Genomic DNA, 13,587 nt, shown 5'->3' on the forward strand with positions numbered 1-13,587 from the left:
GGGGTAGTCGTTCAGCTTGATGGGACGGGCGCTCGGGGCGCCGATGCGCCACGTCCGCCGGTTTCTGCACCAGAGTGGCGGCGTCCGCCTGGCTCCACGGCAGCGGTCAGAGCGGCATCTGACCTGCGGCGAGCGCGAAGAGATATCCCGCGGCATCGCCGTCGGAGAATCTGTTCGGCAGCTGGCCAGGCGGCTGGGCAGATCGGCGTCGACCGTGTATGCCACACCACGGGTCATCGCGTCATGGCTGCGGACACTCGGTAAGCGCCGCTGATGAGTTGTGCGCACTTCGGTCGCGGCGGCGTGCGAGAAGCAGGAGGACGAGTGAGGCGGCGACGCCTGCGGCTGCGATCAAAGGCAACTGGGTCAGAGTGTGCGCCGCGACAAGACCACCTGCTCCCGCCCCGATAGCGATGGCGATTTGCATGACCGACTGGTTGAGGCTCAGCAGCACGTCGGACGCTTCGGGGGCGAGAGAGGCCACGCGGATCTGCTGCGCGGAAGTGCTCGCCCATGCGGCAGTGCCCCAAAGCAGAATCCCGGCTATCGCGCTGCCCGTCGCGGCCCCGGCTACCGGGAGGGCGACAAGCACGAGCACGTGGAGAGCCTTGGTTGTGGTCAGTGTCCGATGAGGTCCGACGCGGTCCGTCAGGAATCCGCCGAGTTGTATGCCGGCAATACTCGCGATGCCGAAGAGGAGCAGGGTGAGGCTCACTGCTTCACCGTCCAGTTCGACGACGCTGAGCAGGTATGGCGCGAGATAGGTGTTCAGTACCGCGTAGCCGCCGAGCCAGAGGAATGTGACCGTCAAGCCGAGGATGGTGCGTGCGTTGGCGAGCAGGCTGAGTTGACGGCGAAGCGGCACAGGGGCATGAGGGGCGGTACGGGGGAGGGCCGTCCACACTATTCCCGCCACGAGTATCGCCAGTGCGGCGTTGAGGGGGAAGATGGTTGTCCAGTCCCAGTGTTCGGCGATGGTGCGTCCGGTCGGCACTGCGAGGACCAGGGATGCCGTGATGCCCATCACGACGGTCGAGACCGCGCGTGCGCGGCGCTCGGCAGGCGCGAGGCGTACCGCGAGGCCCAGTGCTGTGACGACGATGAGACCGGTACTCGCTGCCATGACGACCCGGAGTGCCATGATCGTCAGGAGGGTGGGGCTCTGCCAGGACGCGATATTCGTGGCCGCGAAGACGAGCAGAGCTGCCGAGATGAGGAGGCGCCGTTCGACTCGCGCCGTCATCACGACAAGAACGGGCGTCAGCAGCCCGTACGCGAGAGCGAAGACGGTGACGAGCTGGCCTGTGGTCGCCTCACTGACTCCGAGCCCTTGGGCGACGAGGTCGAGCTGTCCCGTCAGGACGTATTCGGCGACTCCGGCCGTGAACGTTGCACAGGAGAGCACGGCAGTGATCAGCGCGGGACGGTGTTCTCCCGGGTTTCCAGGGTTGCGCATGGTGCTCAGTTTCGTTTCGTCGAGGAGTGCTTGGAGCGTGCCCGCCGGGCGCTGGTACGGGGCGCCGGGGCCTCGTGGCCGTGCGGAACCAGATCGTTCCACCCAGCCACCAGGCCCCTCGGTAGGCGGGCCGTTTCGGATCGCCTACCTCGGCGGCCTGGTGCGGTTACAGGTGTGTGGCCAGGAACGGCAGGACGACGTCGGCCATCTCGTCGGGTACTTCCTCTGCGAGGTCGTGGCCGGCGTCGAAGGTGTGTCCGGTGACGTCGTGGGCCATGAGCCGCATCTGGGACTCGTTGCGGTCGCCGATGAACGCGGATCCGCCGAGGGCCAGGACCGGGATGTCCAGTTTCTTCTGTGCGGTCTGCCGGTTCTGTTCGGCGTCGACGAGCATTGCCCGGTAGATGGAGAGCATCGCGCGGATGCCGCCGGGCATGGAGTAGCAGCGCACGTATTCGTCGACCGCGTCGGGGGTGGCGCTGTCGGGGTGGCTGCGCTCGTACTTGATCATGTAGGTGATCAGCTCGCGCTCGTGTCCGGCGATCAGCATCTCGGGTATGTCCGGCTGGAAGTAGAAGCCCAGGTGCCACAGGTGCATGCCGCTGGAGACATTCTCGGGGGTGAGGGCTGTGTGGTCCTCAAAGCCGAATCCGGGGAACAGGGCCTCGGCGAACACGAGAGCGGTGACGTGGTCGCGGTGGCGGGCGGCGAGCTGGTAGCCGATCACCGCTCCCCAGTCCTCGCCCGCCACGGCGTATGTCTCGTGTCCGAGGTGGGTCATCAGCTCGGCGATGTCGTCGCTCATCGTCGCGGAGTCGTAGCCGTCCGACGGGCGGGCGGAGTCGCCGAGACCGCGAAGGTCCGGCACGACGACGGTGTAGTGGGGCGTCAGCTTCGGGACGAGGTGGCGCCAGTGGTAGCTGGTCTTGGGCACGCCGTGCAGCAGCACTATTGCGGGGCCGGACCCGGCTGTGCGGTAGTGCAGACTCGTTCCGTTGACGGTGGCGCGGCCCGTGCGGACGGGCGTTCCGTCATGGTCGTACATCATGTTTTCCAACCTTCCTGGTGTACTTCGCGATGCGGGTGTCAGTGGGCTTGGGGAGGGTCGACGAGGGTCACTAGACGGTTCGGTTCGGTGCCGTCCGCGGTTGTCCCGGCAGCGGAATGGCCGGCGGGGCGCAGGGTGACGTTCTCGGGGTAGAGCCGGCCGAGCAGGGCCAGGACGACGAGGTCGTCCTGGCCGGCGGCATCCAGGGTGACGTCGCCTGCTTCCGTCCACACCAGTCCCGGTGCGCGCAGTGCGGACCACACAGCTGCGGTGCGGGGCGCGGCATCGGAGTGTGCGTCGCCTGCGGCGGGGTCCGGTCGGTGGGCGTAGCGGTGGCCGCGCAGGGCCTGGCCGAGGTCGACGCGGGCGGTGGTGCCGTCGTGGGTGATCTCGATGCCGGCGGTGCGGGTCCCGTCGGTGACCGGCGCGGTGACGGTACGGGCGGCGAGCGGGCCGGATGTCGTGGTGGCGGGCGGCAGGTCCGCGACGAGGGTGCGGGGTGCGGCGTAGTAGTCGTGCACCTCGGCGACATACGTGGCGGTTTCGTCGGCGGCCGGGTCGGGGCGCCAGGTCAGCAGGTGCCGGGGTGCGGTCAGCGGCGGCTGGTCGAGGACGGCGGGCAGGGCGGCGCCGCCGCCCGCCTCGAAGCCGTAGCCGGCCGGGCCGGAGGTGCCGGTGACGACGTTGCGGGCGAAGGCCACGATGCTGGTGTGCCGGATCTGGCGGACCAGGAGTTCGGTGAGGAACGCGTCGCGGGCCGGTTCGGTGTGCCGCAGTCCGGTTGGGGTGATCAAGAGCGGGACGTCCTGCCAGTTGGTGAAGGGCAGCAGGGCGTCGCGCAGCAGGACGATCTGGTGCAGCCACTCGTTGTAGAGCTGCATCGTGACCGGTCCACCGCGACGGCCGCGGAGCAGATCGGCTGCGGGAGGGGTGAGCAGATGGCCGTAGCAGTGGCTGCGGACGACCAGCGGGCCGGCGGGCAGCGGTACCGGATCGGTGAGCAGCCTCTCCAGCGCCTCGGTGGACCACGAGGCGAGCTCCTGGCCGATGGTCTCGGCTTGTGCGCCCAGTTCGCGGGCTGCGGAGGCGCTGTCGGGGCCGATGGCCAGCGGGAGGGACGTCTCCCGGGTGCCGAGAGCGAGTGCCGCGCGAATCTGGTCCTCCAGCACCTCGCCGTCGGCGCTGGTGAGGGCGTTGTCATCGATGATGCCCTGCAGCAGCGGCTCGGTGGCGGTGAAGAAATCGCGGGCGGTCAGGGTGGTGCCGGCCGCGGGGAAGGTGTTCCAGCGGCTGCCGCCGAGAGCGGGCGTACTCGGGCTGGGTGCGGGGGGCATGGGTCCTCCGAAGTCGTAGATGAAGCAGGGGTGGGTGTCGTCGGATCCCGTGCCCGCGCGGGATCCGACGGCTTTTCTGGATCGTCCGATACAGATTTTGGGCATGAAAAAGTCAGTCGAGGGCGGCCAGCGCGACCTCCACGAGGGGTTCGAGGGTGCGGACGTCCGGCGTGATCTTCGAGGAGACCAGTAGTCCGTTGAGGAAGGTGACGAGGAAGGCGGCGAGGGTGTGCGGGTCCTGCTGTGTCGAGATCTCGCCCCGCTCCGCCGCGACCCGCAGCACCTCGGCGAGCGCGTCACGGCTGGCGTCCTGCACCTCCCGCACGAAGCGCCGGATTGCCGGGTCCTCCGGCAGGCGCTCGCAGGCGGCGTTGACTACCAGGCAGCCCCGGCCGTCATGTGCAACGGCGATGCGGACCCGCTCGGCCAGCATCGTACGGATCGCGGAGCGGGCATCCGCCCCCTCCTCCAGGCTGCGCAGGGCGGCCGCCGCGAGGGTGGTGCGGTAGTGCTCCAGCGCCGCTCGGTACAGGCCGTCCTTGCCGCCGAACGCCGCATACAAGGACCCCTGCCCGATCCCCAGATGCTGAGTCAGGTCGCGCACCGAGGTCGCCTCGTAGCCGCGCGCCCAGAACAGCTCCATCGCGCGGCTCAGTGCTGCCTCGGTGTCGAACTCCCGCGTCCTTGCCATGACCCCACCGTAACGTATCTGGATCGCTCGCTCAAGAATGCGGAGGCGGCGGCGCGGGGTGCACGCGCAAACAGGGGGACACCGTTGCATTCTTGGCCCCGAACGCGGCGCACAAGGGGCCCTTCCCGAAGAGAGCGACTTCGGCGTTGCCGAGGCGCGGTGATCTTCAGCCCCGGACGGCCCAATCGCCGTCATCCGCACCCTCGCGGCCATATGTCCGGGTTGTCGATCTGCTCACATGTCTCTCTTGCGCGCCATACGAACACGGAGCAGCGGTCATGCCGCGGGAATCAGCATTTCGAACCATGTCGTCTTGCCGCGTCCCATCGGAGAGCTTCCCCAGTCGGAGGCGATGGCGTCCACGATCAGGAGACCGCGGCCGGATTCCGCTTCGTCGTCGCTGGTCTCCGCGGTGTCCAGGATCGCTGCGGGAATGGGTGGGTGTGGCTCGTTGTCGCGTACTTCCACCCGCAGCCGGTCGCCGTATGTCCGCATGCGGATGTCGACCGCGCTCCGGCCGTGGATCAACGCGTTCGTCACGATCTCCGCGACAAGTAGTTCCAGCTCTTCGGTGACGTGGCCCCAAAGGGGGAGAAAGCCACGCCAACTCCGAAGGCCGGACGCTCCATTGCTACCGAAACGGTCATGAGGTCAGCGGTTGCCGTCCGTGGAGCCAGCGGAGGTGGGGCCGAGGACTGGGGGAGTGGCTGTGGTGTGCGTGGTGAGGTTTTCGCCGTCCTGGGTCGCTCAGCGGGCTCCCGCAGGGGCACGGAGCTGTTCGGCCAGCCGCTCGAGTTCGGCCGCCGTGGCAGGCGAGGGGGCGTTGAGTCCGCTGTGCACGGCCGTCGGGCTCTTCAGGAAGCGCCGGAGCACGGCCACAAGGAGCCCTTGCGGCAGAGCCCGCAACGCGGCGAACGCGCGAGGTACCGGCGGCGTCTCCATCGCGGCGAGGTTTTGCCGCGTGAGGTGGAGCATGCCGCGTACCGCGTCCGGGGCGTCGGCCAGTGCTACCGGGCCGCCCGCCGCGTGTACCGCCTGGCCGAGCGGGACCTCGAACGCGGCGTGCGTCCTGAGCCAGGCATCCATCTGCGGCTCGGCCTTGGCGTTGATCTCGGCAGTACGGAACGTCTCCACGATCCGTACCAGTCGCGGGGTGGTACGGCCGTCGGGCTCGCCGATCGGCATCGCGACCCGGCGGGTGATGAAGTTGGTCTTGCGGTAGCGGACCACGTCGCCGTCCATCGTGCCGCCAGTCGTGGGGAAGCCGAGCAGCACCCGCTCGTGGCCGATCACCGCACCCAGCGTCTCCGGGCCGGCTGCCCAGTTGAGCAGGAACAGCACGTCACCTTGGACACCAGCGAGTGATTCCAGCACTGCATCCACCTGGTGGGTGCGGACGAAGACGGTGATCAGGTCGTACCCGTCGTCCGGGTGCTCTATCACCGGTACCTGGCACCCGCCTGACAGGGCCGTCTTCCTCGGCGAGCTGCACTCCCTGCCGGCGCAGGGCGGTCAGGCGCTCGCCCCGGGCGAGGAGCGAGACGTCGTGGCCGGCCTCGTGCATGCGGGCGGCGAACAGGCTGCCGCAAACCCCGGCGCCGTACACGAGCAGCTTCATGACAGTCCTCTTTCACACGTTCGTTTGATTCATACGTTCGTTTCATTCAAACATATGTAGAGTCCCTCGTGTGGCGACCCCAGACACCCGCACCCAGATCCTCGACGCGGCCGAGCACCTCTTCGCCGAGCACGGATACCGCGGCACCTCGGTCCGCGCGATAACCAAACTCGCCGGAGCGAACCTGGCCGCCGTCGGCTACCACTTCGGCTCGAAGGCGGAGCTGATGGCGGCAGTCGCCCGCCGCGTGGTCGAGCCCATCACCGCTGCCCAGTGCGCCGGGCTCGACAAATTGCTCGCTCGGACCCCCGACCCACCGGTCAGCGAACTGGTGGAGGCATTCGCGGGGCCGCTGTTCGACGAGATGCCGGCCGGCGACGAGGGCGGCGCCCGGACGTCCCGGCTGATCGTGACGATCCTCAGCGACCCGGCCGAGGAGGCACGCAGATGGACCGGCCCGGCCGAGGACTCGGTCCGCGAGCGCTACTTCGCAGCCTTCGCGCGCGTACTGCCCGGCCTTTCCCAGGAGGAGCTGTGGTTCCGGATGCGGGGGATCTTTGCCGTGACGGCCGTCGACCGCCTCCAGGTCCACCAGCAGCCCTCCCCTGGCTGCGTGTCCCCGGTAGCGGGCGAGGCGGCCCGGCGATGGGCGATCACGTTCCTGACGGCAGCGATGAGTGCGCCACCGATCCGGCCCTGACGACCCAAGACAGACGCTGGCGGCGCGGGTCAGGCGGCATTCGCCCTGTGGACGAGGGCAGCGTGACCGATGACCACTGTCGGCCACGCCCTTCCAATAGCGCGGCACTACAGGGCGAACGTTGGCTGACGCGGCACTAGTGTCCTGCGCCGGAGATCCGTCGGCAGAATTGGGCGAGGGATTCGAGGATCTCCTCGGCGGTCTTGGTCCAGATGAACGGCTTGGGGTCTGCGTTCCAGTCCTTGACCCAGGTGCGGATGTCGGCTTCAAGGGTCTGGACGTTCTTGTGTGCGCCGCGGCGGATCTTCTGGTCGGCCAGGAAGCCGAACCACCGCTCGACCTGGTTGATCCAGGAGGAGCCCGTCGGGGTGAAGTGCATGTGGAAGCGGGGGTGTTTGGCCAGCCACGTCCTGATCGCTGGGGTCTTGTGGGTGCCGTAGTTGTCACAGATCAGATGGACCTGGAGATGCGCGGGCACCTCCTTGTCGATCCTGATCAGGAACTTCTTGAATTCCGCTGCCCGGTGCCGACGGTGCAGAGCACTGATGACCTCGCCGGTGGCGACGTCGAACGCGGCGAACAAGGTGGTCAGGCCGTTGCGCACGTAATCATGGGTCCGGCGCTCGGGCATGCCCGGCATTATCGGCAGCACCGGCTGGGACCGGTCCAGAGCCTGGATCTGCGATTTCTCATCCACCGACAGCACCACGGCGCCCTCGGGCGGGTTGAAGTACAGGCCGACGACGTCGTAGACCTTCTCCACGAACAACGGGTCCGTCGACAGCTTGAAGGTGTCTGTCTGGTGCGGCTTGAGCTGGAACTTCCGCCAGATCCGGCCAACGGTCGACTTCGACAGGCCACTGTGCTCGGCCATCGACCTACGGGACCAGTGGGTGGCGTTCTTCGGGATCTCCTCCAGCGTGGTGACCACGACCGCCTCCACCTGATCGATGCTGATGGTGGGCGGCCGGCCCGGCCGCGGCTCGTCGGCCAGGCCATCCAGCCGCTCAGCGAGGAACCGGCGCCGCCACTTGCGGACCGTGTCCGCACTCACCCGCAGATCCCGAGCAACCGCCACAATCGGCGGCACCTCCGGCCCCGCACACGCCAGCACAATCCGCGCGCGCAGGGCCAGAGCCTGGGCCGATGTCGCCCGACGCGTCCACCGCTCCAACACCGCCCGCTCCTCATCACAGAGCAGCAACGGCTCCAGCTTCGGGCCCCGACGAGGAACTGATGCACCAGCAGCAGAAGTCACACCACTACTAACGATCAACTACCGGCGCAGGACACTAGCGGTGTAACTGGGGTTGTTGATGGTTACTGACGGGCTGCTGAGAGCCGGTCGTAGAAGGTGATGTCGCAAGCGTTCAGCGCGGTCTTCCAGCGCGTGGTCCAGTGGGCCTGGCCCTTACCGGTGGGATCGAGCGACATGATGGCCATGTAGACGCATCTCAGGGCGGCCTGCTCGGTCGGCGCGGAGTAGACAGGCTTGAGCAGTTTGGCGATCTTGTTCCAGTCCTGGCGGGCGGCATAGCGGAAAGAGTTCCGCAGCAGGTGAACCACGCCACGTAAATGGGCCGGTTGGCGACGGCGCCGTCGCGGATCTTCACGTGGATCGCGTCGATAAAGATCACCGGATAGACGACGTCGAGGGGACGCATCTCGTCGACGCCGGTCAGGCGCTTCTGCCGCTTCTTGACGATCTTCGGCTCGAACGAGCCGTCCCGGTCACGGGGCACGGATATCTCCACCGACCCACGTCCGTCAGGACGGTCTTGGATCGTTTGCCGTTACGGGAGTTGGCGCCGTCCTTGCCCGCCGGATCGTGCTTGTCATGGCCGAGGTGGTCAGTGATCTCAGCGCCGGGGGCTGACCCCGAGCAGCCTCTTGGTCAACTGCTGCAACCGCCCGCCCTCGCCGGTCAGCCGCAGGCTCTCGGCCTGGGCCCGGTTCACCGGCTCGTCGACCAGCCGGTCGTCCACGGCCTTCGCCGACACGGCCGCTGTCGACTCCACGGCCTCGTGCTCTGTCACGTTCTCACTGGTCATCGATGCATCTTCCATGATCGGGAGTTACACCGAGCGTCTTACGGTCCCGATAATTGATGTTGTGGTGGGTCGTGGTGAGCCGGGTTGAGCTGCTTCAGTCTCCCTGTGACCACGCAGCTGACGGGAGTGACAAGTAAACGCCGAAGTCATGGAGCCCGGTCGCAGCCCTGACGTCCTGGTGGAGCCTGTCCACGCGTTCTTGGCGGTTGGCGGCCCTGCTCTCGAACCACTTGGACCTCACCTCGATCACCACATCCAAACCGCTCCGGTCCAACGGACCCAGCCTCCGGAAGCGAATCTCCACATCGCCCGGCTGCAAAGCCCCGTCGTACGGTTCCTCGGGACACTCCACAGCCTTGGACACCAGGTGCGGCAGCACCGAACTCAGCTCTCGGAGCTTCGATTCGGCGACACCCGGCGCATAGGTGACTTCCACAAGCGGCATGGGACCACCCTAGCCTCGATCTTTCGTGATGGTCCGTCGGTTCTTCTGGCGGGCCGTTTCGCTTGTTCCGGCCGGTGAGGGCGTGGTGAGGGCCTGGCTGGCGCGTCGGGTGGGCGCCGGTTTCCACGGCTCCGGTCGGGGTGGTGCTGCTCCTAGGGGCGGGAACGTAATGGTCAGCCGGGGTTCGGGAGAGCTTCGAGTCTCGTGACGGCGCAAGTGATCACGTCTGTCCAGGGCCAGTGGTCGGCGAATCTGAGGTGCCGGCGGCGGGCGGCGGTGACGAGTTGTGCAGCGGCGGAGAAGAGACGAAGCCGCAGGCGTCGGGGTTCCCAGAGCCGGGGTTTGCCGGTGAGGGCGAGCATGGGCATCCAGGCGAGCAGGTCGAGGGCGAGCTGGACGATCTCGAGCCAGATCTGGTTCTGTGCCCTGTCGTGCAGGGGCATGTTGCGCAGACCGGTGGCGCGGGCGGCACGGATGCGGTCCTCCGCCCTCGCTCGCTGACGGTGGCGAAGTTCGAGTGCGGTGATCGGCTGGCCGGTGGTGTTGGTGGCGAAGCAGGTGAGCCGCAGGCCGTCGGCGTCGGTGATCCTCAACTGGACTCTGGGATGGGGCCGTTGGATGGTGTCGGTGATGGTCATGCCGACCGAGCACGACAGCCACCGGCCACGCTGGGCGAGCCGGGCGACGAACTCGTGGGTGCCGCCCGCCGAGTCGGTGCGTATCAGCGTGCCGCGTCCGCGCCGGTACCTCTTCGGCAGCTGAGCGAGGGCAAGTTGGGTGGCCTTTATGTGGTCGGCGGCGGTATTGCTGCCTGCGTTGCCCGGCCTGAACAGGCCGGCCACCGGCTCCCCGCTGCCAACTCTCCCGTGATCGACGAACCCCATCAGCGGGTGGTGTCACGGCAGCGCTGCGAAACGCCCTCTCCCCGCGTCATGTGCCCGACAGCATCACCCCCGTGCCGCTGATCCCAAGGAACCGTTCCCGAGGAGCTCGGTGTCCTTGTCCCGCAGGTTGTCGGCGCGGGTGAGGAGAAGCTCGCGGGTGGTCAGGCTCGGGCGGGCGGTGAGCCGGTGTCCTGCCGGGAGGAGTGCGACCGGAGCCCTCGTCGAGCAGATCCACCGTGTCCAACCCGTCCAAGGTCGTCGCGGCCGCACATCAGCGCCAGGTCCGCGGTGCCGTCGCGCAAGCCCCGGCCAGGTCGGGGGTGAACCGCACCTCCGCCGGAACCGGATCGGGATCCCGCCGATAGGTCTCCTCGCCCAGGGCCGCGTGATGCGGGGGAGTGGATCGGACGGAGTTCCTGTCGACGATCACGATCGGGTCCCCATGCCCCATTCGCGTGAGCGCGTACAGCAGGTTTGGGGTCAGGGGCGGGTCGAGTCCTTTGAGCGAGATGGATCAGCTTTCCGTGACCGAGGATGAGCGGGGGCCGGAGTCGAAACCGTCCGGGGGCGCACCGAGGTCCACGGTCGCGAGCGCGTGGCTCAGCAGCGGTGGCGCGAGCAGCCCGCACGGCTCGGGCTCGGAGCGGAGCCCGGTCCCGGCGTAGTAACGGTTGGCCGCCGACGGCGCGACCCGGATGCGGAGTTCGTTCCCCCCGACCCGCAGGGCGTCGGCGGGGATCGTGACGCGGTACGGCGCCCAGGCGCGCTCGCCCACACGCACGCCGTTCACGGACACGGCCACGGCTCCGGCGACAGCCGGGAGCAGCAGCTCCAGGGGGACCGGCGCGTCGAGCTCGATCTGCCGCACATAGTCGGCGGTGCCCGCGAACGCCGGAAGGCCCTGGCGTTCCCAGCCGCACGTCACCGCGATGTCGCGGCGGGTACCCGCCTCCTCGTACGCGTCCTTGGCGACCTCGAGCAGCCAGCCGGACTCGAGCGCCTGCGGCGCCGACCATTGCGGTGTCCCGTGACCGGCCGCTGCCTCGGAGTCTTCCGTGGCGTCCGCCCAGCCCGAAGCGGGCTCTGCGCCCCTGTACACACGCAACAGGCGCAACGCGTTCTGCTCCAGCCGCAGCGCGACCGGGTTCTCGGCTGATTCGAGGGTGCGCACGGTACCGTCGGCGGCCTCCCACTCCTCGATATGCCAGGGCCCGTCGGGCAGCAGGAGCTCCACCGTGCCCTCGGTCTCGGTGAAGCACGCGAAGCGGAAGCCGTCGGCCGCGTCCGGGCCGCCGCGCCAGCGCACCGCCGAGCCCGCGGGGGCACGCAGCGTCGGCTCAGTTTGCCCACGCTGCGCGGCGAGCCCGCGCAGGACCGCCTTCTCGGGGACCGCATGGAACATCTCCACGGCGGGGGCGAGATCTGCCCAGTCCTCGGCGGCGGTTTGTGGGCCCTCCTGGTAGACGGCGGGCGTCGCGCCGCTCGCGAGCACCCGTACCCCCGATACGGCCAGGCGGCGAAGCCGGCGCAGCGATGCGGCCGAGCGCAGCGTTGTCACGGCGGGAAGCACGAGCGCCCGGTACCGGCGGTCCCCGAAGCACACCGCGCCCTCCTCCACGGCGGCGGCCTCGAGATCGCGTTCGTCCACGAGGTGGAAGCCCACCCGGGACTCGGTGAGCGCGCGGGCCCACTCGCCCATCGCCGACGCCTGCTCGCCGAGCTGACCCGCGGTCCACACCGTACGCAACGGGTACAGGACCGCCACGTCGCTCTGCGGTGACACCGGCTCGAGGAATTCGCTCAGCCGGGCGCTCTCGAGCGCGAACCGCAGGTGATGATCGGCGAACCACGGCTCGAAATTGATGCCCGGGGGGAAGTCGAAGCGCGGATTCCGCAGCGACTCGTGATCGTCGTCATGGCCGTGGGTCTGATAGAAGCCGTGGAAGATCATCTGCCGCATGCCCTGCAGATGGTGGTTGATCGCCGTTGTACGCAGTTCCTGCAGGGTCAGCCCCCAGTGGCCGGACCACGGGGTCCCGCCTTCGGGCGGGGTGACGAAGTACTGCTCGACCATCGTCCCGCTGCGGCCGTGGTGGCGGGCGACCGAGTCGCCGAACACGGGACTGAGCTGCACCAGGGCGTCCTGCGCATCCACTGCGGTGAGGTCGCGGTAACCGTCCACGCCGAAGTGGTCGAGTCCGAAGTTCACGCGCAGGTCCCAGATCGCGAACGCGGTGTCGAGCGCCCAGCCACCGACGTGCCCAAGGACTTCATGGCCGGACTGACGCAGACCGTGGGCGTGGCTCCAGGTGCGCAGCTTGCCGAGGAACGTCTCCATCGCGTAGCCGCTGAAGTGCTCGTAGAACTGGGCGCGAAGGCTCAGCCGCTCCGGGTCGTCCCCGTCGAGCACGGCGGCGAGCACCTGGGGGGTCCGCCCGCCCCAGCGCTCCCGGATCGAGACGGCCAGGCTCTTGTGGAAGGGCATAGCCGAACGCAGGTCTCCGCTGCGCTCCGCCCAGTCGTAGTACACGGCGTGCGGCTGGTCGAAGAACATGTAGGCGACGGTGGAGCCGAAGAAGTCGCCCAGGGCGTCGGCGAAGGGCTGGTAGCCGGCCTCGATGAAGCGATCGACCGCGACCGGATCGACGGGGTTGACGAGCCGGGAGGTCGCGCAGCGGGCGGAGACGAACACGATCGCCTCCGCGCCGTCGGGCACGGGCTCGACGAGGTGGACACGGCACCTGGCGGCGGCGCCGTCCACGCGGTCGACGAGCTCGGGCCGCTCGGCGGCCGCGCCCTGCTCCCCAGCCACGACCAGCGCGTACTCGACCCGCCAGTCGGCCCAGGCAACGACGCCGCCCTCGTAGTGCCAGTCCATCGCGGCCGGGCCGAGGTTCTCCGTCGCCGAGCGGATCCCGCTGAGCGCGCCGTCGCTCGCGCCCGCGGGGATGCGCACCCAGAACAGGTGCCGCTCGCGCAGCTCGTCGTGCCCGGTCACGGCGCGGCCCGCAGCCTGACCGGTCTGCCAGTTGTAGTCGTCGTAGATGCCGACGATCATGCCGAGCTCGGCGGCCGTCTGGACGGCTGTACGGCATGCGGCGAGGTAGTCGTCGTCCAGGTAACCGCCGATCGGGTACGACAACCGCGCCTGCACCTGGAAGCTCCGGATCCCGGCGTCGTGCATCTGCCGCACCTGGGCGCGGATCGTGTCCCCGTCGGGTAGCCGATGCCAGAACCAGTAGGCGGCGGGCGCATGCCAGGGGTCCGGGTTCCGGAATCGGTGCAGCGCGGTCTCACGTGCGGACAAGGGTGTCAGCTCCTCGAGCGGCGGCGAGACCCGCGCGGGCCTCGCCGCCACGG

At 68.7% G+C, this 13,587-nt stretch carries 12 protein-coding genes and 3 pseudogenes; 2 read left to right on the top strand and 13 right to left on the bottom strand.

All coding sequences use genetic code 11. The features are described 5' to 3' along the window. Positions 1–43: 43 nt before the first annotated feature. The gene (locus CGL27_RS48160; RefSeq protein ID WP_240451074.1) at positions 44–274 is read left to right on the top strand and encodes a helix-turn-helix domain-containing protein; all 231 of its coding nucleotides are present in this window, start codon (positions 44–46) and stop codon (positions 272–274) included. Here CGL27_RS48160 and CGL27_RS48165 read toward each other — a convergent pair. The 7 genes and pseudogenes from CGL27_RS48165 to CGL27_RS52835 all read right to left on the bottom strand — a co-directional run bounded on the left by CGL27_RS48165 (position 242) and on the right by CGL27_RS52835 (position 6,147). Beyond that, entirely contained in the window at positions 242–1,456 is a 1,215-nt protein-coding gene (locus tag CGL27_RS48165; protein ID WP_119994023.1) for an MFS transporter, read from the bottom strand. The two genes, CGL27_RS48160 and CGL27_RS48165, sit on opposite strands and share 33 nt — an antisense overlap. A gap of 166 nt (positions 1,457–1,622) precedes the next feature. Further along, positions 1,623–2,504 (bottom strand): alpha/beta hydrolase, encoded by an 882-nt coding sequence (locus CGL27_RS48170; RefSeq protein WP_078646493.1) that lies wholly within the window; start codon positions 2,502–2,504, stop codon positions 1,623–1,625. Positions 2,505–2,542: 38 nt separating this feature from the next. Beyond that, a complete protein-coding gene (locus tag CGL27_RS48180) occupies positions 2,543–3,838 on the bottom strand; it encodes a hypothetical protein (protein WP_162953238.1) in 1,296 nt (431 codons plus the stop codon). Between the two features lie 112 nt (positions 3,839–3,950). After that, a complete protein-coding gene (locus tag CGL27_RS48185) occupies positions 3,951–4,529 on the bottom strand; it encodes a TetR/AcrR family transcriptional regulator (RefSeq protein WP_078646495.1) in 579 nt (192 codons plus the stop codon). Between the two features lie 276 nt (positions 4,530–4,805). Beyond that, positions 4,806–5,096 (bottom strand): annotated as a pseudogene (locus CGL27_RS48190) (ATP-binding protein); the annotation flags it as partial. A 180-nt stretch (positions 5,097–5,276) separates the two neighbouring features. Continuing rightward, complete coding sequence (locus tag CGL27_RS48195) at positions 5,277–5,972, bottom strand: ketopantoate reductase family protein (protein ID WP_240451089.1); 696 nt, start codon at positions 5,970–5,972, stop codon at positions 5,277–5,279. After that, on the bottom strand, positions 5,872–6,147 hold the full coding sequence (locus CGL27_RS52835) for a 2-dehydropantoate 2-reductase N-terminal domain-containing protein (protein ID WP_346345777.1): 276 nt from the start codon (positions 6,145–6,147) through the stop codon (positions 5,872–5,874). The genes CGL27_RS48195 and CGL27_RS52835 overlap by 101 nt, the downstream gene beginning before the upstream one ends. 70 nt (positions 6,148–6,217) lie before the next feature. Here CGL27_RS52835 and CGL27_RS48200 point away from each other — a divergent pair, with 70 nt between their 5' ends. Further along, a complete protein-coding gene (locus CGL27_RS48200) occupies positions 6,218–6,847 on the top strand; it encodes a TetR/AcrR family transcriptional regulator (RefSeq protein WP_119994025.1) in 630 nt (209 codons plus the stop codon). A gap of 136 nt (positions 6,848–6,983) precedes the next feature. Here the strand turns inward: CGL27_RS48200 and CGL27_RS48205 are convergent, their stop codons facing one another. The 6 genes and pseudogenes from CGL27_RS48205 to CGL27_RS48230 all read right to left on the bottom strand — a co-directional run bounded on the left by CGL27_RS48205 (position 6,984) and on the right by CGL27_RS48230 (position 13,534). Continuing rightward, entirely contained in the window at positions 6,984–8,060 is a 1,077-nt protein-coding gene (locus CGL27_RS48205) for an IS630 family transposase (protein WP_162953282.1), read from the bottom strand. A 107-nt stretch (positions 8,061–8,167) separates the two neighbouring features. Then, positions 8,168–8,898 (bottom strand): annotated as a pseudogene (locus tag CGL27_RS48210) (transposase). A gap of 94 nt (positions 8,899–8,992) precedes the next feature. After that, a complete protein-coding gene (locus tag CGL27_RS48215; protein WP_078646499.1) occupies positions 8,993–9,343 on the bottom strand; it encodes a hypothetical protein in 351 nt (116 codons plus the stop codon). Between the two features lie 173 nt (positions 9,344–9,516). Next, positions 9,517–10,239: pseudogene (locus tag CGL27_RS48220) on the bottom strand (transposase); the annotation flags it as partial. A gap of 259 nt (positions 10,240–10,498) precedes the next feature. Continuing rightward, on the bottom strand, positions 10,499–10,738 hold the full coding sequence (locus CGL27_RS48225) for an RbsD/FucU domain-containing protein (protein ID WP_119994026.1): 240 nt from the start codon (positions 10,736–10,738) through the stop codon (positions 10,499–10,501). A gap of 3 nt (positions 10,739–10,741) precedes the next feature. Next, on the bottom strand, positions 10,742–13,534 hold the full coding sequence (locus tag CGL27_RS48230; protein WP_119994027.1) for a hypothetical protein: 2,793 nt from the start codon (positions 13,532–13,534) through the stop codon (positions 10,742–10,744). Between the last annotated feature and the right edge of the window lie 53 nt (positions 13,535–13,587).

The sequence above is a fragment of the Streptomyces sp. 11-1-2 genome (assembly GCF_003595545.1).
Taxonomy (GTDB): domain Bacteria; phylum Actinomycetota; class Actinomycetes; order Streptomycetales; family Streptomycetaceae; genus Streptomyces; species Streptomyces hygroscopicus_B.